Genomic DNA, 23,506 nt, shown 5'->3' on the forward strand with positions numbered 1-23,506 from the left:
TTTTCCTGTGCAGTCATGCAGTTTGAGTACCTTTCCGTAAATCGGGGTATAGAATATATCGTGGCGATGTTCACCTGAAGGAAATTCAGGGAGTAGGAAAGAGGAGAGTGCCTTACATGAAACCATTAATCGGTGTTACATCAGATATAGATCAGAACGGAGATACACTCGTTCAGACGAGATACATACAAGCAGTTCGTCAAGCGGGCGGCGTACCAGTCGTTTTGCCTGTAGGGCTTGAAGCAACGGAAGAAGTTTGCGAACGGCTGGATGGCCTATTGCTGATTGGCGGGGAAGATATTGATCCGTACTTGTATGGTGAAGAACCTCATCGGCAGCTTGGGAAAGTATTGCCTGAGCGGGATGAGTCAGAACTTGCGCTAATTAACACGATGGCAGTGCAGGACAAGGCGGTGTTTGGAATTTGCAGGGGCTATCAGCTGATCAATGTCGCGTTTGGCGGAACTATTTATCAGGATATGTATGCGCAGCTGTCAGAAGATCTGTTGCAGCATCATCAGCTGACGGACCTGGACTTTGCATTTCACTCCATTGATATGGTGGGAGACAGCAAGCTGGCAGAGTGGGCAGGAACTTCCGAAGTCCGTGTGAATTCATTGCATCACCAAGCTGTGAAGGAAGTGCAGGCTCCGCTCGTTGTAACGGCGGTTGCGAAGGATGGTGTCATCGAAGCAATTGAGAGTACAGCGCACCGTTTTGTAGTAGGCGTTCAGTGGCACCCTGAAGCGATGGTGAAGAGGGGAGATCGTTTGTCGCTGAAGCTGTTTGAGCAGTTTATTGAGGCGGCAAGCGGGAAAAGGTAATCGATTTCTGCAGCAGTATTTCGGCATTTTCCTTTTACCCTTAATTAGAATAGGTACATGAATACCCCCTTCAACGATGGAAGGGGGTATTTGATTCCGTATTACTTACAAATTGCAGTTACACGTCCCGGACTGAATTCTTCCCACGAATGAATTTCATATGTCGGCTGAATTCCAGTATGGTTTTCCCGGCGGTCTCGGTTGAACCAGCAAGTGTCGATGCCGGCGTTGATTCCGCCTTGAATATCAGATGTCAGGGAATCGCCGATCATCAGCACGCGGGAAGGATCTGTGATGCCAAGTTTATTAAAGGTATACTCGAAAATTTCTCGCTGCGGCTTCCGGTATCCTGTTTCTTCGGAAGCAATGATCGCTTCAAACGTATTACGTAAAGGAGAGCCGGCTATGCGAGCGTGTTGGGCAAGTGTGAAGCCGTTTGTCAGGATCGCCAATCGGTACTCTGACAGCCGTGAAATCATCTCTTCGACGCCGTCGATCAAATGGGACTCATAGCCCAGATTTTCAATGTACAGCTCACCGAAATGTGAAGCATCTATTTGAAGTTCGTGGTGTGCGAATAACCGGCGGAAGCGTTCCACTTTTAATTCTTCAATGGCGATGTGTCCTTGCTCCAGCTCATCCCAGATGACGGAGCTGATCGCGCGATATGTATCACGGTACGCATCTAAACCGTTCGGCAGCCCAAACGTGTGGAACGTTTTGCCGAGTGCATGTTTTTCTGTTTCATCAAAATCGAATAGTGTATCGTCCAGATCGAATAGCAGTAAATCGTATGACATAAAGAAGAACCCCTTTTTTGCAATAAGTACTAGTATAACATGAGGAAATAGATGAAAGAAGAATGGACTGCTGGTGATGGAGAGGGTAGATGAAAAGTAAATGATACATAAGTTCATGAGACTAATAATATAGTATTTTTTATGCAACATTAAATGCAAACTGCAGCCGGTAAAGTATTAAAAATGACAAAATCATAATATTGTGTAAATAGATTTGAAAATATTCTTAGTTGAGGGTAATCTTTAAAGTAGATTGATCTTGCATCCAGATAGTCTACAACAGATTTTAAAGAAACAATATGATTACAAGGGGTGAAAGTTCTGAAGAAAGTAGTTGTATATCAAGAAATGTCAGAGACCTTATTGAAACAGTTAAGTGACCAATTTATTGTAAGTTATCATCCGGATATTACGAAGTTGTCGGATTCCTTTTATGATGATCTGCGGACTGCTGATGGCATCATTGGATCAAAGCTGATAATCAATAAACCATTTATTCAAAAGGCTCTTAACATAAAAATAGTTTCTAGTATCTCTGCTGGATACGATAATATCGATGTAGATTATTTAACATCAAAAAATATAATGTTGACTAATACTCCGGGGGTTTTGGCAGATAGCGTTGTCGACACCATTTTTGCTTTAATGCTTGCTGCAGCCAGACGGGTTCCAGAGCTAGACAACTTTGTAAAAGAAGGTGAGTGGAAACACCAAAGAATCTCTTCCAATTTATATGGTTTGGATGTACACCATAAGGTATTAGGCATTGTAGGGATGGGTGGAATCGGCAAGACGCTTGCCCGCAGAGCGAAATACGGATTTGATATGAATGTAATATACTATAATCGTAAACAAGATAAGGATGCGGAAAGAAAATTAGGAGTTACATATATGCCGTATAATGAATTATTGAGCAGGGCAGACTATATAGTCGTTTTGGTGCCTTTAACAAACGATACGTATAAAATGATTGGGGAAGAAGCATTCTTTTATATGAAAAGCTCCGCAATTTTCATAAACTGTTCAAGAGGAGATGTCGTGGACGAAGAGGAATTAATTAAGGCATTAACTAGCAGAAAAATATTTGCTGCTGGGTTAGATGTTTATAGTAAAGAGCCTTTGCCCAGCGATAGCAGACTCCTGAAACTTTCCAATGTGATTACACTTCCGCACGTTGGATCTTCTACTCAAGAAACAAAGGACAAAATGATCGGCCTGGCAATTGAAAACTTGATAGACGGATTAAACGGTAAACTCCCTAAAAATTTGATCAATGCCGAGGTAGTAGACCGCAAATTATAAGAGACGGAAAAAGTTGTTAGCAAGTTTTTTCTTACAACGTTAAAAATAGTATTTACAATGTCAATTATTTAATCTATAATACTTTTAAACCTAACACGATAAAGAACTTAAATTTCTCAGTTTATTGATAGCGCTTTCAATTACGTGATATTTATGTTATCGTGTTTAATAATTAATAGTTTTTGAAAACGATTTCAAATGCCTTCCGAGCAAACAAATAAATAATTAAATTTTTTTGTCTTTGTTGAAAACGATTTCAAAGAGTAATGTTAAAATTCAATTTCGCTGAATCATATAGCAAGACTTATTGAAAACGATTTCAAGCGGAGATGATCAATCCAAATTTGTTTAACTAGGTTTTTATATCATTTTGAAAACGTTTTCATTTCAAATTGAAAACGTTATCAAAAAAGATGTTATCCAGCTAGCATAAAATGACTGAACAAAACAGACGGGAGGAGCAGATTTTAGTGTATAATCACGAAATTTTCGTTCAAGGGTTTCCAGGGAAGTCGAAGACGCATGGCGGATTGGGATGGAGCACTATAACTTTGCTAACCAATGATACACATAACATTATCGTGGATGCCGGGAGTTTCGGCGTTAGAAAAATACTGCTGGAAAAGCTCAGGCAAAAGGGGCTGACTTTTGATGATATCGATTATGTTTTGCTCACTCATACTCATTGGGATCACAGTGTAAATTGGACGATGTTTCCAAATGCAACCATCGTAATCGGTGATGTGGATTTAGAATGGGCATTGAATGATGCTACTCAAGACATGGATATACCCGAGCTTTATATTAAGGAACTCAGTCACTATCCCAAAACAAAAGTTGTCGGTCACTTAGACGAGGTACTGCCAGGCATCGTAGCTCATCAAACGAGCGGCCATACGCCAGGACATATTACGTATACAGTGGACAACGGAAATTATGATCTGATTTTTTGTGGGGATGCTGCTAAAAATAGAGCTGAGCTTTTATCGCAAGAAGTAGATATGACGTTGAATTTGGAGGAGAGTAAAGCTTCGATTCAATATATATGGAATTTGTGGGAGGCAAAGCAAGATAGTCTGGTTATTCCCGGCCATGATATTCCGATGAAATTGGAAAACGGTGTCCCGGTTTATGTATTAGAAAGACGTGCTGATTTACAATGTTGGTTTTCGAGTACATTGAATGATGTATTCAAGGCAAAGATCACGTAAATCGAATTTTATTACAAAAAGGGAGGTGTGATCACTGCTTGTGACTGATGAAGTTTCAGTCTGCGAACGAATGAGGGTTTGAAACTAAAATAATGGAGTGATGCAAGATGAAACAACAAGACAATCAGCGAGTAATAATTACAGGTGGATCAAAAGGTTTGGGGCGCGGAGTTTGTCTTTCCTTGGCTGCTCAAGGTGCTTCAATTGTAATCGCGGATATTGATAAGGAAGCAGGATTGAAGTGTGAAAAAGAAATAATAGATCAGGGCGGAAATGCATTATTCGTAAATACTGATGTTTCTTCCATGGAAGATATCGAAAACCTATTTGATAAAGCAGATGAATTTTTAGGCGGCGTAGATGTTCTGGTAAATAACGCCGGTATAGCGCATGGTCCCAACTCTGAACGACACTTTTTGAAAACAGATTATACGATGTGGGACCGTTTAATGAAAGTGCATTTGTATGGCATGTTCATGTGCAGTCAAATGGCAGCTGTTCGCATGGTTGAACAAGGGACAGGCGGAAACATTATTAATATGAGTTCCGGAGGCGCTACGCAAGCTCATAGAAATCGCGTTGCGTATGACACAACTAAAGGTGCTATCGAAGCAGCTACTAGGGCTATGGCATTGGATTTGGCACCAAAGTCTATCCGTGTCAATTCAGTTATGCCAGGCGCTATGGAGGTAGAAGAACGAACTTCAGTAGGAGAAGAATCTTCACCTGGAGATGTTATACCACTTGGAAGACTTGGTTTGCCTGAAGACGTAGGAAGCGCAGTGAAGTTTTTAATTTCACCAGAAGCGTCTTACATAACTGGCCATGTTCTAGTAGTAGACGGAGGACTTACAGCACAGCTGCGTCCGCCAAAAATGGATGCAGATGTAAAAAGTGAATTTGAACAATTCTCAAAATAATAAATTACAAACTAAAAGGAGTGTTTTTCATGCTAAAAAGAAACGCTAAATTCATTTTTCTTTTTTCTATTATTACTAGTCTGTTCTTAGCGGCTTGCAGCGGTAATGACGACAATGCTTCGGCAGAAGGCGGTAAAACAAAAAAAATTGAGTTTACTGCTGGTCATACTTTGACACCAGACAGTGCCAGACATAAGGCAATGGAGAAATTTAAAGAAGCTTTAGAAGAAAAGTCAGATGGAACAATGACATTGAAGCTATTCCCGCAATCTCAATTGGGCGGGGAAGTAGAAATGCAAGAGGCAGCTCAGTCTGGTAATCAGGATATCGTTTTTACTTCTTCTTCCACACTTGTTAATCTAGCGCCAGAATTTAGTGTATTAGACTTACCATATATTTTTAATGATATGGATCACGCAAACAAAGCTCTTCGTTCAGATGCAGGAACACAATTACTGGACTTATTGCCTGACCACCAGCTAGTAGGATTAGGTTATCTGGAAGCAGTGGAAAGAAATATTTTCAGTAATAAGCCAATCAAAAAAGCGGCGGATATAAAAGGCATGAAAAACCGTGTAATTCAATCTCCAGTATATGTGAAAACTTATAAAGCATTGGGCTCACAACCAACACCAATGGCTTACTCCGAGCTTTATACGGCACTGCAGCAAGGAGTTGTCGATGGCGGCGATGCTTCAGCCGATCAATTTGTCTTGGATAAGTTCGTAGAAGTTTCAGACTACTACAATATAACAAAGATGAATTACATTCCAATGGTAGGGATTATGTCAAAATCAGTATGGGATGGTTTAACAGAAGAACAGCAGGAAATTGTTCAATCGTCATTCGATGTAGCATCTGAATTTGCGCCTGAAGAATTTGAAAGACAAGTGAATTCATTCTTAGAAGAGATGAAAGAAAAGGGCATTGAAGTAATTGAACCAGATATCGATTCTTTTAAAGAAGCAACTGAACAAGTTAAAACTAAGATTTTAAAAGACATTCCAAGCGGAAACGATCTTTACGAAGCATTTCAGAATGTAGAATAATTTTAAATTAGTTAGAAAAATTAATTTTACAATACTTGGAATCCCGTTACATGTGATTTCAAGTATTGTATTTCATCACAGCTGTACTCTGGCTTTTATAGAAATGGGAGGAGATATGCATGGCTTATCTCAAATTTGTTGATAAACTCAATAAATTCTTTGAACTATTGCTTGCAACCGTATTTTTTATCATGACTTGCTTGATTTTCATACAAGTTTTGGTCCGTTTCGTCTTTACTTATTTTGATTTTAATGTCTCTGTTCCATGGACGGAAGAGATTGCAAGATACATCATGATTTGGGTTGTTTTCTTAGGGGCAGCCTTAAGTATGAGAAAAGATAACATGATTCAATTGGATCCTCTCGTCAATGCCATGTCAGTAAAGTCAGGAAAGATCGTAAAAATAGCGTCTTTAGTTACTACTGCTATTTTCTTCATTATTATTATAGTTCTTGGTTATGATTATGTAATGCGTGGGATGGAACAAATGTCTCCAGTCCTTCAGATACCTATGGGAATCGCATTTCTTTCTATACCATTTGGAGCAATTGTAATGGTATTAAACATTATTGCAATAATGGTTGAATCTAAGATGATGAAAAAAGATATCCGTTTTATTTCCACGAACGATGAAGAATTGAATATAGAGTAGGAAATGGATAAAAGTGAACGGAGGTACTTAAATGATACTATATTTATTTGTCATCTTAGGAGTATTGTTTTTGATCAGCACACCAATTGCGGTAGCTTTGGGATTCTCGTCATTAATAATTTTTGAAATAGACGGAGTGCCGCTGGATATAGTTCTGCAGCGAGCCTTCTCTGGCTTAAATAGTTTCTCCTTAATGGCGGTTCCATTCTTTATTTTGGCAGGTAACCTAATGCAAGGGGGAGGTATTGCTAAAAGATTAATGGATTTTGCCAACGTGCTGGTTGGATGGTTCAGGGGAGGAATTGCCGCTGCAACTATTATTGGTACGATGTTTTTCTCTACACTTTCTGGATCATCAGCAGCCACTACAGCTGCAATGGGTTCTATTACGATTCCTAATATGACCAAAAGAGGATATCCTAAACCTTTTGCTGCAGCCCTAATTGCCGCTTCAGGTGAGCTTGGCGTTATCATACCTCCTTCATTAGCGTTAATTATGTATGGTCTTGCAGCCAACGTATCAATCGGAGATTTGTTTTTAGCAGGTATTACGCCGGGTCTCTTTATCGGTTTTACTTTACTGTTAGCAGTCTATATTGTGATACGGATAAAAGGCTATGGACAAGGTGAATCGTTAATTAGGGAAAATTGGCTAAAGAAACTCGGTGGCACATTTAAGAATGCTATTTGGACGATTTTCATGCCGATTATCATTTTAGGCGGGATTTATTCAGGAATTTTCACGCCGACAGAAGCTGCTGCTGTAGCAGTTGTATATGGTTTAATTATCGGTTTCTTTGTACATAAAGAACTGACAATAAGTAAAACTATTAAGATATTCACTGAATCAGCAATTACCTCTGGGATTATTTTAATAATTGTAGGATTCTCTACTGTATTTGGTTATTTATTAACCATCTATCAAGTACCGCATGCAATCGCAGAGTTCATGTTTAATTTTACTGATAATCCTTTAGTGTTTTTACTGATTGTCAATATTATGATTTTAATCACCGGAATGTTCATGGAAGCTTTGGCTGCAATCATTATTTTAGCGCCAATATTAGTGCCAGTTGCCGTTCAATTTGGTATTGATCCTGTACACTTCGGAATAATTATGACAGTAAACTTTGCAATTGGTATGATTACTCCGCCTCTTGCAGTGAATTTATATGTTGCATGCCAAGTAGCTAAAATAAAATTAACAGATATTATTCCGCCACTGTTAATCTTCTTAGTCGTATTATTAATTGATTTATTCATTATTACCTATATCCCTGCAATCTCAACATGGATTTTAGGTTAATAATAGAAACTTGAAGGGAGGAATAGACATGAAAATTGGTATTTTGCATGCCACACCGAATGCAGTAGAACCACTTAATAAAGCGATAAAACAATTACTGCCAGAATCCATCGTACTGAATTTTGTAAATGAGCATATTCAATATTATGCAAATGAAATAAAAGGTATTGATGATAAAGTCTGCCGTGATTTCGTTCAAATGGCGAATACTGCCCAAGAAGCTGAAGTAGATGTCATTATTGTAGCGTGTACAGTATTGACGCCTATTGTTGATTTAGTAAAACCATTTGTTTCTATTCCTATCATTGCAGTGGACAAACCAATGTTAGATTTGGCTGTTACTAACTATACGAAAATTGGTGTTGTAGCAACCAATGCGCCATCAGGGCCTGCAACGAAAAAGCAATTGGAAGGCATCGCCAAGGAACAAAACAAACAAATAATAGTAGAAACAGCGATTGATACGCAGGCAATGATTGAATTGAAAAGCGGTGAGATCGCGAATCATAATGAGTTGAATGTAAAAGCTGCACAGAAATTAAAAGACTTGGGTTGTGAAGTGATCATTTTGGCACAAATCACACAAGCTGTAGCGGAAGAACGTGTAAAAGAAGTGGGGCTGCCTGTGTTAACGAGCCCGACAGAAGCCGCTAAAACTATTAAGAAATTAATCTGAATGAAAAAATTATAATTATTTGGAGGAGACAGTTATGAAATTATCTTTTATTGGGTTAGGTGTAATGGGAAGAGGTATGGCATTAAATTTGGCAAAAGGAAAATCTGAAGGAGAATACGATTTAACAGTTTGCGATGCGAATGAAAGTTCACTTAAAGAATTTCAAGAGATGGGTGTCTCTACCACTTCAAATGTTCAAGAAACGGCAGACAGTGAGTATGTATTCTTATGCCTGCCTAATCTAGAAGTTGTTCAAAGCGTTATATTAGGTGAAAATGGTTTACTGAAAAACATGAAAGCAGGACAGAAAATTATTGATTTCAGTACGATCAGTTATGTAGGTGCCGTTGATATTGCTGAAAAATGTAAATCCGAAGGTGTAATTTTCATGGATTGCCCTATTTCCGGACAGCAATTAAAAAGTGAGAAGGGTACGTTGTCGATTATGTGCGGCGGCGATGAGGAGACGTTTAATGAAATCATGCCGTACCTTGATCGCATGGGAGAGCAAATCCTCTATATGGGAGAAAACGGTGCAGGCCAATTGACGAAGATGATTAATAACTGCGCACTTAATATCTGCTGTGCAAGTTTTAGTGAATTAATGCCGGTTGGTGTTAAATTGGGACTCGATCCAGAGAAATTGGGGGACGTGTTAATGACGGCTACTGGAGCCAGTTTCGCATCCCAAACGTTAATCCCAAAAGTATTGGACGGAAATTTCGAACATGGATTTTCACTGGAACGGGCATACAAGGATATGGAAAGTATGTATGAAGTTCTAATTAAAGAAGAAATTCCACTGCCTACCCTAAACGGAACAATGCAGTCTTATCAGCTGGCATTAAGAAACGGACAGCGTGATTACTATAAGCATGCTATGATCTGTTACTACGAAGATCTTCTCGGTGTGAAGGTACGCCGCGGCCAATAATGCTTCATTGCGCATCTTAAAGCAGTAAGATTGTCTCCCTTTCACATGTATAGTTACATGGCAGAGGGGGACATGCTTATAGACAGGATGTAAGACAATCATTTATCATGTCATTAAACGGAAATCTTTGTACATGTTTTTGAAATCGTTTTCAAGGCGGGATTTATGATGAAACGAGTCACAATTAAAGATGTTGCAAAACATGCAAATGTATCTCCATCAACGGTATCGAGAGTATTAAATAATTATCTGCATGTGAAGCCAGAGAAGAGAAAAAAAGTAGAAGAAAGTATTAGAATATTAAACTTTGAACCCAATGAAATTGCACGAAGTTTAATAACGAAAAAAACCAAAACTATTGGTTTGATCGTAGATGATATAACAAATCCTTTTTTTTCGGAATCAGCAAAAATTGTAATAAATTTAGCGCGCTCCAATGGTTATGAAATATTAATTTATGATACAAGCGGAGAATCTGATATAGAGCAAAGTTTGAACTTTTTAATCAACCGGAATATATCGGGTTTATTGGTCGGATCTGCCAGCAACGAAGAGTCGAACTACAATAAACTAAAGTCATTTGACATCCCCCTTGTTTATTTCAACAGGGAGCCAAAAGATAATATATTTGATTCGGTCACAATGGACAATAAGAAAGCTTCCCAAATTGCAGTGAATTATCTGGTTGCACAAGGTCACGAAAATATAGCATTCCTCAGCGGCCCCCTAAAATACTCCACATACATCGATCGTCTGGAGGGCTATAAAAATGCTTTACAGCAGAATAATATTCCTATTAAAAACGAGAATATCTTATTAGAGACATTTTCAATTCAGAAATTGGAAAATTGCTTAGGCACATTACTTACCGCTAAAGATAGGCCGACAGCTATATTGGCTTCATCAGATAATATCGCTATAACGGCCCTGTCTATAATATCTAAACTAGGGTTAACAGTTCCTGATGACGTAGCGGTAATAGGTTTTGACAATATTTCTATTTCCAGTAATCCGTACATCAATCTATCAACGATATCGCAACAAAAAAGTAAAATGCTTTCCACTGCACTCGAAATCTTGATAAATAAGATTGAATCTTCAGAAGTTGTCAATACGAAAAATATTAAAATTGAACCAATATTAATTAAGAGAAAAACTACGTAATTAATGGAGGATAATCAGATGGAATTAATAAAAGAACTCTTTAATCTAACTGATAAAGTTGCCATAGTAACCGGTGCCAGTAAAGGGATCGGCAGAGAAATAGCCCTTGCTTTAGCAAAATGCGGTGCAGACGTGGCACTTATAGCAAGAGGAGAGAAAGAGCTTATTGAAGTTTCCAAGGAAATTGAGGAATTGGGCAGGAAATCTCTTGTAGTTCCTCTAGATCTGATGAATATCGAAGAAATTGATGAAAAAGTAGAACTAATTCAGAAGCATTTTGGGAAAATTGATATCTTGATTAATAACGCTGGCTTGAACATAGCCAAACCAGCTTTAGAAGTTACTGAGGAAGATTGGGATCTGGTATTAGATATTAATCTGAAAAGCGTCTTTTTTATCTCGAAGGCAGTAGGGAAACATATGATTCCCAATAAACAGGGGAAAATTATAAATATGTCCTCCCAAATGGCTTTTGTCGGTTTTTACAAAAGGGCAGCTTACAGTTCAAGTAAAGGCGGCATAACGCAGATGACTAAAGCTCTTTCTATTGAATGGGCAGAGCATAATGTAAATGTAAATGCAATTGCACCCACATTTATCAAAACACCAATGACTGAATCGATGTTTGAGGAAGAAGGCTTTCAAGAGGAAGTACTGAACCGAATTCCTTTAAAAAGATTAGGTAAAGTCGAAGACATACTGGGTGCAGTGATCTATCTGGCTTCTCCGTCTTCGAATCTGGTAACCGGTCACACACTGGTGGTTGATGGCGGGTGGACTGCTTGGTAAAAAGGATTGGAGGAAAGATAATGAATCAAATTAGTGTAAATATACAAGACTTCCGAATTCCATCTAATATTAAGGCGGGCAGAAATTCCTTTTCTACAATTCATAAAGATATAGAAGAGTTAGCCCCACAGAAAATAGTGTTAGTCAGCGATCAAGGCTTACTGAAATCGGGTCTGATTGATGAAATTAAATATGAACTTTTAGTACATGGTGTTCCGATCAGTACATATACAAATATTTCGGGTGAGCCATACTTTGAAACAGTTAAAGAAGCCATTGATTTTATGAAACAAGAGAATGCGGACCTAGTAATAGGTATTGGAGGCGGAAGTGCTTTGGATGTCGCCAAAGCTTCTGCAGCGCTAGTAAATAAAGATGAGCAAGTAGTCCAGTCTATTTTGCAGGGCGAGACTGCTCCAAGTCATAGAGGGATTTATTGTATCTTGGTCCCTACTACATCAGGAACAGGATCCGAAGTGACGATGAACGCAATCTTTGGAGATAAAAAGAATAGTGTGAAAAGAGGCATTGTCAGTCCGTATTATTTACCTGACATCGCAATCATCGACCCAGCGTTAACAGTAGGTTGCCCTTCATTTGTCAGTGCGGCATCTGGGGTGGATGCGTTTACTCATGCCATTGAGTCCTATGTTTCAAAGAAAGCGACGCCATTGACTAAAATATATGCACAAGATGCAATGAAACGTTTTTCCCGTAATATTGCAAAAGTTGTTTTTGATGGGACAAATATTGAAGCGAGGGAAGAAATGTGCTGGGTAAGTTTACTGGCAGGAGTTTCTCTGGCGAATGCGGGGGTTGGAGCTGTTCATGCATTGGCTTATCCGCTGGGCGGAAGATACCATGTGCCACACGGTGTTGCGAATGCTCTTTTATTGCCTTACGTATTCAATGTAATAGGCAAAACATGTATTAATGAGATGGTGGAAATTGCTGATTTCCTGGAGTTAGGCAATTTTACAACTAAACCCTTGGAAGCGCAGCAGGCAGTAGTAAACTACTTGTTTAGACTTCTAGATGAGTTGGATCTGCCTAAAAACCTAAAGGAACTGGAAGTAACTGAGGAAAGTTTAAAGGAGATGGCTTTTGAAGCATCTAAGGTTTCCCGGTTATTGGACAATACCCCTTATAAACTAACTGAAGAAAGCATTTTACAAATCTATCAGCATGCATATGCAGGTTACTAATCACGAGGAGGGCTACTATGAAAAAGAAATTATATATCAATGGAACATGGAGAGACGCGGAAGATCATTATGAACTGTTCTCTCCATATCAAAATGAAAAAATTGGGGAGATACCTAAAGCGTCTTCATCAGATATAAATGATGCGATTGAATCCGCATTCCAAACTAAAAAAGTAATGAAAGAAATGTCTTCTCACCAAAGGGCAGATATTTTATTGAATGCCTCTATTATTTTAGAGAGACGTAAAGAAGAGGCTGCCAGAATACTTGTTCAAGAAAATGCAAAACCAATAAAAGCTGCACGGGGTGAAATCGCTCGTACCATTCAGACCTACAGGTTCGCTGCAGAAGAAGCGAAGCAGTTATATGGTGAGACTATTCCAATGGATGCAGCAATTGGCGCTGAGAATAAATTTGGATTTACTATGAGAGAGCCTTTGGGAGTTATTGCAGCCATTACGCCTTTCAATTTTCCGTTCAATTTGGCTGCCCACAAACTTGGGCCAGCGATCGCAGCCGGAAATACAGTGGTGTTGAAACCCGCAAGTCAAACGCCTTTAAGCGCGTATTTTATAGCGGAGATATTTGAAGAAGCAGGTTTACCAAAGGGTGCATTGAATGTCATTACAGGCAGCGGAAAAGTTATTGGCGATTTATTGGTGCAAGATGACCGCATTAATATGATTACATTTACAGGTAGCCTGGAAGTTGGAAAAGAAATTAGAGAACGTGCCGGCTTAAAAAAGGTAACTTTGGAATTAGGTTCAAGTGCACCAGTTATCATTGACGAAGTAAAAGATTTACACCGTGCCGTAGTAAAAACGGTTCAAGGTGCGTACGCGTACTCTGGACAAGTTTGCATTTCCGTTCAAAGAATTTACGTGCATCAAAACATCTACGAATCATTTATTGAACAATTTAAAGAAGAAGCTTCAAAATTAGTTTTAGGTGATCCTAATGATGAGAAGACGGACATTTCCGCTTTAATTCATCCTGGAGAAATCAAACGGGTGAATCAATGGCTGGATGAAGCGAGCAGTAAAGGGGCTAATGTTCTGAAACTTCAAGAGTCTCCTGCTGACAGTATTTTCTCACCAGTAATCGTAACAGATCTTCCTGAAAATTGTACTTTACATCATGACGAAGTGTTTGCGCCTGTTGTAATGATTAAATCTTTTAAAGACATGGATGAAGCGATTGAGGAAGCGAACAACTCGCAATACGGACTGCAAGCAGGTATTTTTACAGACTCCATTCAAGTAGCATTGAATGCTGTAAAGAAAATTGAGTCTGGCGGGGTAAACGTAAATGACGTTCCTACTTTTAGAGTGGATCACATGCCTTATGGCGGTATCAAAAATAGCGGGACAGGCAAGGAAGGGATCAAATATTCAACGGAAGAAATGACAGAATTAAAATTTGTCTCTTTCACTGAATAACCATTAGATAATAAGAGTTATAAATTGTAATGGAAAGTGAGTGAGTTTAATGAAAATTGGATGTATTGCTGATGATTTTACCGGTGCAGGTGACATTGCTTCCTTCTTTTCTAAGGGGGGTTCCATACGGTCCTGTTTAATGGAATTCCTGACAGCGGGCCTGATATGGATGTTGACGCGGATGTTATAGTCATCGCATTGAAAACAAGAACTCAGCAAACCTCAGAAGCGGTTCGGGTATCATTGGAAGCGATAAAGTGGCTAGAGCGTGCCGGAGCTGAACAATTTTATGTTAAATACTGTTCCACTTTCGATTCAACTCCAGAAGGTAATATAGGCCCGATATGTGATTCCATACTTGAATATCTAGATGAACCCTATACAATATTATGCCCGTCACTTCCGGTCAATGGAAGGAAAGTAAGAGATGGGAAACTATATGTGAACGGTGTGCCATTGAGTGAGAGTCCGATGAAAGATCATCCCCTAACACCAATGTGGAGTTCAGATATTAAAGAGTTAATGGAAAGTCAGAGTCAATATAAAAGCTTTCCGATTCCAATTCACGACACCCAGAAAATCGATCAGGTTATAGACAACAATAAAAACTTGGAACACTATTACTTGATTCCAGATTACGACAATGATGAGGATGGGAAAGCAATTATAGAAAGGTTTGGCCATTTAAAGCTGATTACAGGGGGAAGCGGCCTGGCAGAATGGATTGCAAAGACTAACCCGTCGGAACAAATATCATTAGACTTGGATGTTCACTCGACAAAACTAATTATGCTGGCGGGCAGCTGCAGTGAGATGACGAGAAAACAAATTCAATCGTATGCAAATTCCGCTAAGAATAGTACGTATTTTTTAGATGTGGATAAAATCGTATCAGGCGAAGAGAATGCAAGAACGATTTGGGAGAAAATAAGTCATTTTCCTTCCGCTCCTTTAGTGTACAGCAGTGATACGCCTGATGGGGTAAGAAGAAATCAACTAAAGAGCCAAGAGTTTGTAGCCCAAATCATTGAACAAACTTTTGCTGAACTCGCTGCGATAGCCGTTGAGTCAGGATATAGCAATATAGTAGTAGCGGGCGGGGAAACGAGTGGTGCTGTAGCAAAAAAACTGGGGTTCAATGGATATCACATTGGAGAAAATATTGCGCCTGGTGTACCCATCTTAATCCCTGTAAATAATACAAATGTCAGAGTCGTATTAAAAAGCGGAAACTTTGGTGATGAGGACTTTTTCAATAAAGTGTCGACGGTATTGCAAGGCACAACATATTAATCTGGGAGTTGAGATTGATGGGCAATGAGCTGGAAAAGAAATTAGATGAGGCGATATGGATTGCTCATACTCTTTTTAATCGAGATAAAGCGAGCGGGAGTATAGCAAATTTAAGTTTTATCCATAACGACTTGATTTATATTACAGGAACAGGGACTTGTTTTGGGATGCTGACTAAAAAGGACTTTGCCGTTGTCAATTTGGAAGGTGAGTCTATAAACGAGATTCAACCAAGCAAGGAATTACCCCTTCATCTGTCTATATACCGTGCAAAAGAATCTGCTAAATCGGTATTGCATATTCATAGTACGTACAGTGTTTTGTGGAGCTTTGTTCCTGATCTAAATAAGTTAGATTGTATCCCATCCTATACACCGTATTTAAAAATGAAGTTGGGGACAGTTGGATTAGTTCCTTATAATTATCCGGGCAGTAAAGAATTATTATCAGGCTTAAATGAAGTGATTAAGCAATGTGATGGCTGGCTGTTGGCTCAACACGGTCCAATTGTTCCGGGCGGAAGTCTATTGGAAGCCTTTTACGCTATAGAGGAATTAGAGGAAAGTGCAAAGATTGCATGGGAAATTTACAATTCCGATCAATCAATCTCTGCCAATGCAAATAGGAGGATTATATGACTACAAAAATAGGTTTGATTCATGCAACCATGAATTCAGTTGACCCCATTTTAAAAGCATTTCGGGAGCGCCATCCCGATGTTGTCATTATGAGCTTTATGGATGAAAGTCTAATTTTTGAGCTAAATGAGACAAATACGATTACACATAATATGACGAGACGACTAATGGAACTTGTCAGCAAGGCAGAAGAGGCAGGAGTAGATGCGATTTTGCTTACTTGTTCATCATTTTCTCCGTACGTGGACAAATTTAAACACTTGTATAAAGTTCCAGTCCTAAGTTCGGATGAAAGTATGCTGAAAAAGGCAATTTCTTTGGGAAGTACTATTGGGGTTATAGCAACTGTAAAGAAAGCAGGGCCCACTACTACAAGCTTGCTTGAAGAGTATTCAAAGGAAATAAATAAAGACGTAACGATTTCAACAAGCGTTATTACAGAGGCATTTCAAGCCCTCCAAAATGGGAATCCAAACGCCCACGATAAATTAATACTTGAGGAAATCAGCAGCCTAGAAGGAAAAACAGATGTAATCATATTAGCGCAGTATTCAATGTCAAGAGTAATTAACAGCCAGGAAATGACTTTTTCCGTCCCCGTTTTGACTGGACCGGAAGTTGGAGCTGACGCGATTGTAGAGCTGGCACGTTCTGCACAATAAATTTGATCTGAACAGGCAAATCTTGCATTGTTTGCGCTGGCTAGAGTCGTGCCAGCAAGAAATCGGGACGGCACCTATGCAGCAATGGATGATGCGGAAGACGAGGCAAAGCTGAATGATTTATCAGTTTTGGGGAAACAGAGCGAGATTGCAAAAACGCAAATGTGGATAGATTGACAGTCTGACAGAAGTTATGTCAGGCTGTTTTTTTATTCGGTCTGGCAAAATACATTTAAATCATGTGTGCTTATAGTGTGAAAAACTTAAATGTGCGTGCTTCAAGGGTTAATATGGTGGAAGATCAACTGGGCCAGATAAGATACATACATGCTGTTTGACGGGCAGGGCAAGGCGCAGAAACGATTGGGATAGACGTGACTCACATTTACAGAGTTTATTGACACTCCCGGCTTTTTCAGGGCGTTGAAAAGCAATCGGACAAGTAATGTAACGAACTCGTTGAGCGTGCAGATTAAATGATGTAGTTTTTTATAAACAGTCTGACGCCTTTTCCAATAATAGATCAGGTTGTTTATAATTTTAAATTAAAACTTATATAGAGCCTGTTAGAGTGTGGTTAATTAATCTGTATGATATGTTATAATACGAAGAGACTATTTCTCGAAGTATTGTGAAGAAACTAAAAGTAATAATTATTATACATGTAATAAAATACAAGAAACAGATTTGGAAGAAAAACCTACAAAAGTATTGGATATTGGCGGAAAAATAGCTATTATAACTGGTCAGGTTAGAAATTGGAATTTATCCCCACGGAGAATTGAGTTAATATAATAATGCATTTGAATTTGATTTTAAAAACCAACTATTAGAATCTGTAAACGAAAGAAAGGAGCTACTATGAGCACAAAAAATAAAACAGTCGTGCGTTCGTTGGATATTCTTAATCTGTTTGTCGAACATCCTGCACTGACATTTCAAGAAATCATCGACTTATCGGGTATCCCCAAATCCTCTGTCTACCGCATGCTGACGTCGCTTGAAGAAATGAACTTCCTTGAGAAAGGGGCAGATTCGTATTATCGTTTGGGGCTTTTGTTTTTAAAATACGGCAGTCTTGTTTCCAAACGGCTGGATATCCGGAAAATTGCGTATCCCATTATGGAGGAGCTTCACCAAGAATTGAAAGAAGCGATTAATCTGATTGTCCGGCAAGGTGATCAGGCGATTTATGTGGAGAAAATCGATACGTTTCAGAAAGTTCGGCTGTATACGGCCGTTGGCAGAAGCAGCCCGTTGTATGCAGGCGCTTGTTCGCGGATTATTTTGTCCCATTTATCCGACGCGTATATTGCGGATTATCTGGACTCTACAGCGCTGAAGCAGTTTGCGAATGGGACGTTTACGGATCGGGAGGCGCTGCTGGCTTCTATTCAGGAGACGCGCAGAAATGGCTATACGATTAGTAATTCGGAGCTCGAAAATTTTACGACATCTGTGGCGGCACCGATTTTTGATTTTAACGGCGAGGTAATTGCAGGGCTCAGTATTGCGGGAATTGAAGCGAATTATCAGGAAGAGAATCTGCAAACGTTTATTTCAAAAGTGAAAGAAGCCGCCTCGGAGATTTCCAGGCAGCTCGGGTATATAGGCTGAATAAATCCCTTGTGTTTCAGTAAGCAGCAGCTGACACTAAGGGATTTTTTGTTGTTCATTTGCTGAATTTATAGCGTATGCCGATTTTGATTTGATTGATCAGCTCTTCTTTTGCGATAAGTTCACGTTCTGCTTCCGCATGTGTAATGAGCTGGAAGTGCAGTTTTGAATTCGGTTTTACTTGCGACAGACTGCCTAAATCCGCGGTGATGACCTGCGCGATTTTCGGGTAGCCGCCAGCAGTTTGCCTGTCCGCCATCAGGATAATCGGTTTTCCATTGGGCGGTATTTGGACGGTGCCGAATGTGACGCCTTCTGACAGCAGCTCCAGCTTTTCTGTTAACGCAAGTTCAGATCCTTCGAGCCGCAGCCCCATTCTGTTCGATTGCGGGGTAACGACGTATGGCTGCGTTACAAGCCGTTTCTTGCTTGTGTCATTAAATCTTTCGTATTCAGTGCCTTTAATGATTCGGATCGTTTGCACCGATTCCAAGCTGATGAACGGGTGATAAGGTACCGCCCAGTCAGCTGTGCCGCTAAGTTTTTCGATGGATGTCCATACTCTTTCATTGGACTCCGTCAGGTCCCCGAATGAAAGTTTGTCGTTTTGCTGCAGTGCTCTTCCGTTGAATCCTCCGATTCCCGCGACTAAATACGTGCTTTTACTCCCCATCACAACCGGTATGTCAATCCCGCCGGCAATTGCCAAATAGGCCCGGCAGCCCTCAATCGCAAACCCAAACTTAAGAACAGAGCCTTTTTTGACTACAAGGGGTCTCCAATTCGGAACCGTTATGCCGTCAACAGTCGTTTGAAGGTCGCCGCCAGTAATTGCAATCAGTGTATCCTCTTCAAACTGCAAACTCGTTCCAAAGAGCGTAATTTCAAGAACACCTTCACGTTCATCATTTCCTACGAGCAGGTTGGCAATCCGCATAGAATAGCTGTCCATGGCACCGCTTACAAGAACGCCGAACTTTTGCGAGCCTGTCCGGCCGATATCTTGTACGGTAGTCAAGAGACCCGGATTCAGTACGTTTACTGACATGTCTTCACCTTCTTTTGCCCATCATACTCTTCCTCTGTCATCGGACAAAATTTAATTCTGTCACCTGACTGCAATAAGGAAGGAGGAGACATATCGGGGACGAACAGATCGGTTGGCGTGCGCCCGATGATTTGCCAGCCGCCCGGTGTTTCAAGCGGATAAACACCTGTTTGTTTTCCAGCGATACCGACGGAGCCGGGAGGAATCGATGTCCGCGGCGTCAGTTTTCTTGGCGTGGCGATTCGTTCGTCTAGTCCTCCTAAAAACGGGAATCCGGGTGCGAAACCGATCATATAGACGAGATATTCTGGTGTTGTATGAATTTCAATGACTTCTTCAATGGACAGATGATGGGTCTCCGCCACGAACTGCAGATCAGGGCCGAATTCCCCGCCATAGAGCACTGGAATCTCTACTAATCTGCCTTCTGTAACAGGAAGATCAGATATTTGGACCGCTAAAGCAGTAATATAATCGGTCACTTTTTCGATCGGTGAGCCGTCTGTCTGAAATCCTTTTTTTGATTGATGGACCAAGTAAGGGGAGTAGTAGACAGCCAAACTGTTATACGCAGGCACTGATTCAATAAATCCGTCAAATGGATATTCTTCCAAAAGGAACGACAGATTTTTTACTTGCTGATGGATGGAAGGATGAATGCCTTCCCCCATTTTTATAATCATGGCAGAATCGCCAAGTACTTTTATATCAAGAGATTTCTGCTGATTCATCATAACAACTCCCTGAAGTTCCGAATGTCGAAACTTGTATTCTGAAAAACGAATTGTAGTACTATTATAAATTTCTTCTGAAAAAATACAAGTAGATTATTCATTTAATAAAAATACTTGCTATATTTCGACAATGGGCTATTCAACAAAATGATTTTATGCTAAACTGGGTTTCAAGTTCAAAACCAAGGTTTCGATTTACGGAACTAAAGAGAATGTAATCGCTTACTTCCAAGCGGAGGTTTTGATACGGTCATGCGGTCTGTCCGCAAGTTGATAGGAAATGGTGTTTTGAAAATCAAAGGAGGTCATTTACGTGGTAAAAGTAGACTTAAATAGTGATTTAGGAGAAAGTTTTGGAAGATATACATTAGGAGAACAAGATGAAATATTGAAATACGTTACATCTGCAAACATCGCTTGCGGATTCCATGCCGGTGATCCTTCCGTGATGCGTCAGACGGTACAGCTTGCGATCGACAACGGGGTAAAAATCGGCGCACATCCCGGATTGCCTGATTTAGTCGGATTTGGCCGCAGAAATATGAGCATTACCCCGCAAGAAGCGTATGACATGGTCGTGTATCAAATTGGCGCATTGCAGGCATTTTTGGCTGTACATGACGAACCGATGCAGCATGTGAAGCCGCATGGCGCGCTTTATCAGATGGCGTCGAAAGATAAAGAAATTGCGAAGGCTATTGCACAAGCAGTGTATGATGTCTCGCCCTCACTCGTATTATTCGGCTTGGCCGACAGTGAATTGACGAGAGCGGGTGAAGAGCTGGGCTTAGTGACTGCCCATGAAGTATTTGCTGACCGCACGTATCAATCAAACGGCATGCTGACGTCGCGCTTGCAAGATGATGCAATGATTACAGATCAGGAGAAGTCCGCTGAGCAAGTCATTAGGATGGTGAAGGAAGGGAAAGTGCGTTCACAGCAACAAACCGATGTTGACTTGCGCGCAGATACGATCTGTATCCATGGTGACGGAGAGCATGCGGTGGAGTTCGCAAAATATATTACGGATCGCTTAAGCGGCGAACAAATTACGATAACTGCTTTTTCTGGCAGGGAGGATGCTAAATGAACGAGGAAAAGTTAGGTCTGACACAAGATCTTGAACGGAAAAAAGCAACCCGCGGCGTCCTGCTTGGTGCCGCATTCTTAATGGCGACGTCGTCTGTCGGACCTGGCTTCCTGACACAGACGACAGTTTTCACAGAGCAATTGGCCGCGAGTTTTGGTTTCGTTATATTAATTTCATTGCTTTTGGATGTCTTTGCACAAATGAATATTTGGCGGGTGATTGCCGTCTCCGGATTACGCGGACAGGAAATCGCCAATAAAGTGGTTCCGGGCCTCGGGTTTGTGCTCGCTTTCCTCATTGTCGCAGGGGGGCTTGCGTTTAATATTGGGAACGTGGCGGGTGCTGGTCTAGGGCTTAACGCGATGATTGGTATCGATCCTATAAAAGGTGCGGTGATCAGTGCCGTGTTTGCCATTCTCATTTTCGTCGTAAAAGAAGCGGGCAAAGTAATGGATAAGGTCGTTGCCGTTGCCGGTGTAGTTATGATTCTGCTGGTCGTATTCGTTGCGTTTAAAACGTCTCCGCCAATTGGTGAAGCCATTGTAGGGACATTCAAACCTTCAGAAATCAGTTTCTTCGCAATTGTCACACTGGTCGGCGGAACAGTCGGTGGCTATATTACGTTCGCCGGCGGACACCGTTTGCTGGATGCGGGCATTAAAGGAATTGATTCGGTGCCGCTCGTAACAAGAAGTTCTGTTACAGGGATCGCTGTGACAGGCATCATTCGGGTGGCTTTATTCCTGGCAGTGCTTGGCATCGTTTCGCAAGGCTTACAAATTGATCCTGACAATCCGCCGGCATCTGTGTTCCAGCTGGGCGCAGGAGAGCTTGGGCTGCGATTGTTCGGCGTCATTATGTGGGTAGCTGCGATCACGTCTGTCGTAGGGGCGGCCTATACATCGGTTTCATTTATCCGCTCATTCCACCCGACGATTGAAAAGTACCACAACTGGATTATTATTTTATTCATAGTCGTATCTACGTCGACGTTCGCATTCGTTGGAAAGCCGGTTACTATTCTATTATTGGTCGGTGCACTGAATGCGCTGATACTGCCGTTAGCGCTTGGCACATTGCTTGTTGCGGCGTACAAGAAGAATATTGTCGGCGAATATAAGCATCCGTTATGGCTGACTATTGGCGGCGTAATTGTCGTGATCGTGATGGGTGTGCTGAGTATTATGACGCTGATCGAGCAGATTCCATTGCTCTTTAGCTGATATAGGAGGTGGCAGTGATGAGTGAGTATCGTTCAATGAAACCGCAGCAGATAAGGAAATGGATTCGTGAGCAGAAAATTACCGGACAGACTTCTGGAATGGCTTCAGGCTATACACAGGCGAATTTAGTCATATTGAAACAAGAGCATGCACTCGACTTTCTGCTGTTTTGCCAGCGCAATCCTAAGTCATGTCCGTTATTGGATGTGACAGAACCGGGTTCATACCGTCCCGCCCGGCTAGCAAAAGATGCAGATATCCGCAGCGAACTGCCGAGTTACCGTATTTATAAGGACGGTGTGCTGGCGGAAGAAGTAAATGATATTACAGAGTACTGGGAAGACGATATGGTAGGATTTTTCATCGGATGCAGCTTCACATTTGAAGCACCGCTGCTTGCTGGCGGGATTCCTATTCGGCATATCGAAGAAAATCGAAATGTGCCGATGTATAAAAGTTCTATTGAATGTAAAAAAGCAGGAATCTTTGAAGGGCCGACCGTAGTAAGCATGCGGCCGATGAATGCGCAGGACGCGATTCGGGCGATTCAAATTACGACTCGTTTCCCGGACGTCCATGGCGCGCCGATCCATCTGGGCGACCCGAGTTTGATAGGAATTGACGATATTTCCGCACCTGACTTTGGGGATGCTGTGACTGTCAATGAAGGGGAGATCCCGGTATTCTGGGCGTGCGGCGTCACACCGCAGGCAGTCGCGATGCAAAGCAAGCCGTCCATTATGATTACACATTCTCCCGGCTGCATGTTCATCAGTGATATGTTAGATTCTGAGTTAAGTGTATTATAAGAAAAGACGGGTTAAAAAATAAAACTGCTTCCTGTTTAGTAGAGACTGTCTGCTGAACAGGGAGCAGTTTTTTTGGGTATTTTTCTTCAAAACGTACTGTCAATTGCAAACTTTATCGGA

24 protein-coding genes are annotated in these 23,506 nt (G+C 40.8%); 21 read left to right on the forward strand and 3 right to left on the reverse strand.

Features of this window, described 5'->3' with window-relative positions:
- The first annotated feature begins 116 nt into the window (after window positions 1-116).
- The gene (locus SporoP33_RS13015) at window positions 117-824 is read left to right on the forward strand and encodes a gamma-glutamyl-gamma-aminobutyrate hydrolase family protein (protein ID WP_081244115.1); all 708 of its coding nucleotides are present in this window, start codon (window positions 117-119) and stop codon (window positions 822-824) included.
- 101 nt (window positions 825-925) lie between these two features.
- Here the strand turns inward: SporoP33_RS13015 and SporoP33_RS13020 are convergent, their stop codons facing one another.
- Complete coding sequence (locus tag SporoP33_RS13020) at window positions 926-1,624, reverse strand: YjjG family noncanonical pyrimidine nucleotidase (protein ID WP_081244116.1); 699 nt, start codon at window positions 1,622-1,624, stop codon at window positions 926-928.
- 312 nt (window positions 1,625-1,936) lie between these two features.
- Here SporoP33_RS13020 and SporoP33_RS13025 point away from each other — a divergent pair, with 312 nt between their 5' ends.
- From SporoP33_RS13025 to SporoP33_RS13100, 17 genes are all read left to right on the forward strand, one after another.
- Window positions 1,937-2,926, forward strand: coding sequence for a 2-hydroxyacid dehydrogenase (locus tag SporoP33_RS13025; protein ID WP_231293252.1), 990 nt, complete (start codon window positions 1,937-1,939; stop codon window positions 2,924-2,926).
- A gap of 470 nt (window positions 2,927-3,396) precedes the next feature.
- The gene (locus SporoP33_RS13030) at window positions 3,397-4,137 is read left to right on the forward strand and encodes an MBL fold metallo-hydrolase (RefSeq protein WP_196796797.1); all 741 of its coding nucleotides are present in this window, start codon (window positions 3,397-3,399) and stop codon (window positions 4,135-4,137) included.
- Window positions 4,138-4,244: 107 nt separating this feature from the next.
- Window positions 4,245-5,057 (forward strand): SDR family NAD(P)-dependent oxidoreductase, encoded by an 813-nt coding sequence (locus SporoP33_RS13035; RefSeq protein ID WP_081244118.1) that lies wholly within the window; start codon window positions 4,245-4,247, stop codon window positions 5,055-5,057.
- A 29-nt stretch (window positions 5,058-5,086) separates the two neighbouring features.
- Window positions 5,087-6,106 carry a TRAP transporter substrate-binding protein gene (locus SporoP33_RS13040; protein WP_081244119.1) on the forward strand — a complete coding sequence of 340 codons (1,020 nt, stop codon included), beginning with the start codon at window positions 5,087-5,089 and terminating at the stop codon, window positions 6,104-6,106.
- Window positions 6,107-6,225: 119 nt separating this feature from the next.
- Window positions 6,226-6,759, forward strand: a complete 534-nt coding sequence (locus SporoP33_RS13045) for a TRAP transporter small permease (RefSeq protein ID WP_081244120.1) — start codon at window positions 6,226-6,228, stop codon at window positions 6,757-6,759.
- A 31-nt stretch (window positions 6,760-6,790) separates the two neighbouring features.
- The gene (locus tag SporoP33_RS13050) at window positions 6,791-8,065 is read left to right on the forward strand and encodes a TRAP transporter large permease (RefSeq protein ID WP_081244121.1); all 1,275 of its coding nucleotides are present in this window, start codon (window positions 6,791-6,793) and stop codon (window positions 8,063-8,065) included.
- A gap of 28 nt (window positions 8,066-8,093) precedes the next feature.
- Window positions 8,094-8,741, forward strand: coding sequence for an aspartate/glutamate racemase family protein (locus tag SporoP33_RS13055; protein WP_081244122.1), 648 nt, complete (start codon window positions 8,094-8,096; stop codon window positions 8,739-8,741).
- Between the two features lie 34 nt (window positions 8,742-8,775).
- Window positions 8,776-9,675, forward strand: a complete 900-nt coding sequence (locus SporoP33_RS13060; RefSeq protein WP_081244123.1) for an NAD(P)-dependent oxidoreductase — start codon at window positions 8,776-8,778, stop codon at window positions 9,673-9,675.
- A gap of 168 nt (window positions 9,676-9,843) precedes the next feature.
- The gene (locus SporoP33_RS13065) at window positions 9,844-10,839 is read left to right on the forward strand and encodes a LacI family DNA-binding transcriptional regulator (RefSeq protein ID WP_196796798.1); all 996 of its coding nucleotides are present in this window, start codon (window positions 9,844-9,846) and stop codon (window positions 10,837-10,839) included.
- 18 nt (window positions 10,840-10,857) lie between these two features.
- Window positions 10,858-11,628: an SDR family NAD(P)-dependent oxidoreductase gene (locus SporoP33_RS13070; RefSeq protein WP_196796799.1), complete on the forward strand. Its 771-nt coding sequence runs from the start codon at window positions 10,858-10,860 to the stop codon at window positions 11,626-11,628.
- A gap of 20 nt (window positions 11,629-11,648) precedes the next feature.
- Window positions 11,649-12,833, forward strand: a complete 1,185-nt coding sequence (locus tag SporoP33_RS13075; RefSeq protein ID WP_081244125.1) for an iron-containing alcohol dehydrogenase — start codon at window positions 11,649-11,651, stop codon at window positions 12,831-12,833.
- Between the two features lie 17 nt (window positions 12,834-12,850).
- A complete protein-coding gene (locus SporoP33_RS13080; protein ID WP_081244126.1) occupies window positions 12,851-14,272 on the forward strand; it encodes an aldehyde dehydrogenase family protein in 1,422 nt (473 codons plus the stop codon).
- Between the two features lie 165 nt (window positions 14,273-14,437).
- Window positions 14,438-15,565: a four-carbon acid sugar kinase family protein gene (locus tag SporoP33_RS13085; RefSeq protein WP_196796800.1), complete on the forward strand. Its 1,128-nt coding sequence runs from the start codon at window positions 14,438-14,440 to the stop codon at window positions 15,563-15,565.
- Window positions 15,566-15,582: 17 nt separating this feature from the next.
- Window positions 15,583-16,203 carry a class II aldolase/adducin family protein gene (locus SporoP33_RS13090; RefSeq protein WP_196796801.1) on the forward strand — a complete coding sequence of 207 codons (621 nt, stop codon included), beginning with the start codon at window positions 15,583-15,585 and terminating at the stop codon, window positions 16,201-16,203.
- Window positions 16,200-16,865 carry an aspartate/glutamate racemase family protein gene (locus SporoP33_RS13095; protein ID WP_081244128.1) on the forward strand — a complete coding sequence of 222 codons (666 nt, stop codon included), beginning with the start codon at window positions 16,200-16,202 and terminating at the stop codon, window positions 16,863-16,865. Before SporoP33_RS13090 ends, SporoP33_RS13095 begins: the two co-directional genes overlap by 4 nt.
- Window positions 16,866-16,913: 48 nt before the next feature.
- Window positions 16,914-17,042 carry a hypothetical protein gene (locus tag SporoP33_RS16495; protein WP_255363017.1) on the forward strand — a complete coding sequence of 43 codons (129 nt, stop codon included), beginning with the start codon at window positions 16,914-16,916 and terminating at the stop codon, window positions 17,040-17,042.
- Window positions 17,043-17,726: 684 nt separating this feature from the next.
- Window positions 17,727-18,482, forward strand: coding sequence for an IclR family transcriptional regulator (locus SporoP33_RS13100; RefSeq protein ID WP_081244129.1), 756 nt, complete (start codon window positions 17,727-17,729; stop codon window positions 18,480-18,482).
- A gap of 55 nt (window positions 18,483-18,537) precedes the next feature.
- Here SporoP33_RS13100 and SporoP33_RS13105 read toward each other — a convergent pair whose 3' ends face one another.
- On the reverse strand, window positions 18,538-19,530 hold the full coding sequence (locus SporoP33_RS13105; RefSeq protein WP_081244130.1) for a 5-oxoprolinase subunit C family protein: 993 nt from the start codon (window positions 19,528-19,530) through the stop codon (window positions 18,538-18,540).
- Entirely contained in the window at window positions 19,521-20,264 is a 744-nt protein-coding gene (pxpB, locus tag SporoP33_RS13110; RefSeq protein ID WP_081244131.1) for a 5-oxoprolinase subunit PxpB, read from the reverse strand. The genes SporoP33_RS13105 and pxpB overlap by 10 nt, the downstream gene beginning before the upstream one ends.
- 313 nt (window positions 20,265-20,577) lie before the next feature.
- Between pxpB and SporoP33_RS13115 the strand changes: the two genes are divergently transcribed.
- From SporoP33_RS13115 to SporoP33_RS13125, 3 genes are read left to right on the forward strand one after another with little or no spacing between them, the layout of a single operon-like run.
- Complete coding sequence (locus SporoP33_RS13115; RefSeq protein WP_081244132.1) at window positions 20,578-21,354, forward strand: LamB/YcsF family protein; 777 nt, start codon at window positions 20,578-20,580, stop codon at window positions 21,352-21,354.
- Entirely contained in the window at window positions 21,351-22,577 is a 1,227-nt protein-coding gene (locus SporoP33_RS13120) for an NRAMP family divalent metal transporter (protein ID WP_081244133.1), read from the forward strand. Before SporoP33_RS13115 ends, SporoP33_RS13120 begins: the two co-directional genes overlap by 4 nt.
- A gap of 17 nt (window positions 22,578-22,594) precedes the next feature.
- On the forward strand, window positions 22,595-23,386 hold the full coding sequence (locus tag SporoP33_RS13125) for a putative hydro-lyase (RefSeq protein ID WP_081244134.1): 792 nt from the start codon (window positions 22,595-22,597) through the stop codon (window positions 23,384-23,386).
- The last annotated feature ends 120 nt before the right edge of the window (window positions 23,387-23,506 follow it).

The sequence above is a fragment of the Sporosarcina sp. P33 genome (genome assembly GCF_002077155.1).
Lineage (GTDB): Bacteria > Bacillota > Bacilli > Bacillales_A > Planococcaceae > Sporosarcina.

Excerpts from the sequence above, each read along its gene's own strand:
- SporoP33_RS13015 (WP_081244115.1), top strand. The coding sequence starts at position 117 with ATGAAACCATTAATCGGTGTTACATCAGATATAGATCAGAACGGAGAT.
- SporoP33_RS13020 (WP_081244116.1), bottom strand. The coding sequence starts at position 1,624 with ATGTCATACGATTTACTGCTATTCGATCTGGACGATACACTATTCGAT.
- SporoP33_RS13035 (WP_081244118.1), top strand. The coding sequence starts at position 4,245 with ATGAAACAACAAGACAATCAGCGAGTAATAATTACAGGTGGATCAAAA.
- SporoP33_RS13040 (WP_081244119.1), top strand. The coding sequence starts at position 5,087 with ATGCTAAAAAGAAACGCTAAATTCATTTTTCTTTTTTCTATTATTACT.
- SporoP33_RS13045 (WP_081244120.1), top strand. The coding sequence starts at position 6,226 with ATGGCTTATCTCAAATTTGTTGATAAACTCAATAAATTCTTTGAACTA.
- SporoP33_RS13050 (WP_081244121.1), top strand. The coding sequence starts at position 6,791 with ATGATACTATATTTATTTGTCATCTTAGGAGTATTGTTTTTGATCAGC.
- SporoP33_RS13055 (WP_081244122.1), top strand. The coding sequence starts at position 8,094 with ATGAAAATTGGTATTTTGCATGCCACACCGAATGCAGTAGAACCACTT.
- SporoP33_RS13060 (WP_081244123.1), top strand. The coding sequence starts at position 8,776 with ATGAAATTATCTTTTATTGGGTTAGGTGTAATGGGAAGAGGTATGGCA.
- SporoP33_RS13065 (WP_196796798.1), top strand. The coding sequence starts at position 9,844 with ATGAAACGAGTCACAATTAAAGATGTTGCAAAACATGCAAATGTATCT.
- SporoP33_RS13070 (WP_196796799.1), top strand. The coding sequence starts at position 10,858 with ATGGAATTAATAAAAGAACTCTTTAATCTAACTGATAAAGTTGCCATA.
- SporoP33_RS13075 (WP_081244125.1), top strand. The coding sequence starts at position 11,649 with ATGAATCAAATTAGTGTAAATATACAAGACTTCCGAATTCCATCTAAT.
- SporoP33_RS13080 (WP_081244126.1), top strand. The coding sequence starts at position 12,851 with ATGAAAAAGAAATTATATATCAATGGAACATGGAGAGACGCGGAAGAT.
- SporoP33_RS13085 (WP_196796800.1), top strand. The coding sequence starts at position 14,438 with ATGGATGTTGACGCGGATGTTATAGTCATCGCATTGAAAACAAGAACT.
- SporoP33_RS13090 (WP_196796801.1), top strand. The coding sequence starts at position 15,583 with ATGGGCAATGAGCTGGAAAAGAAATTAGATGAGGCGATATGGATTGCT.
- SporoP33_RS13095 (WP_081244128.1), top strand. The coding sequence starts at position 16,200 with ATGACTACAAAAATAGGTTTGATTCATGCAACCATGAATTCAGTTGAC.
- SporoP33_RS13100 (WP_081244129.1), top strand. The coding sequence starts at position 17,727 with ATGAGCACAAAAAATAAAACAGTCGTGCGTTCGTTGGATATTCTTAAT.
- SporoP33_RS13105 (WP_081244130.1), bottom strand. The coding sequence starts at position 19,530 with ATGTCAGTAAACGTACTGAATCCGGGTCTCTTGACTACCGTACAAGAT.
- pxpB (WP_081244131.1), bottom strand. The coding sequence starts at position 20,264 with ATGATGAATCAGCAGAAATCTCTTGATATAAAAGTACTTGGCGATTCT.
- SporoP33_RS13120 (WP_081244133.1), top strand. The coding sequence starts at position 21,351 with ATGAACGAGGAAAAGTTAGGTCTGACACAAGATCTTGAACGGAAAAAA.
- SporoP33_RS13125 (WP_081244134.1), top strand. The coding sequence starts at position 22,595 with ATGAGTGAGTATCGTTCAATGAAACCGCAGCAGATAAGGAAATGGATT.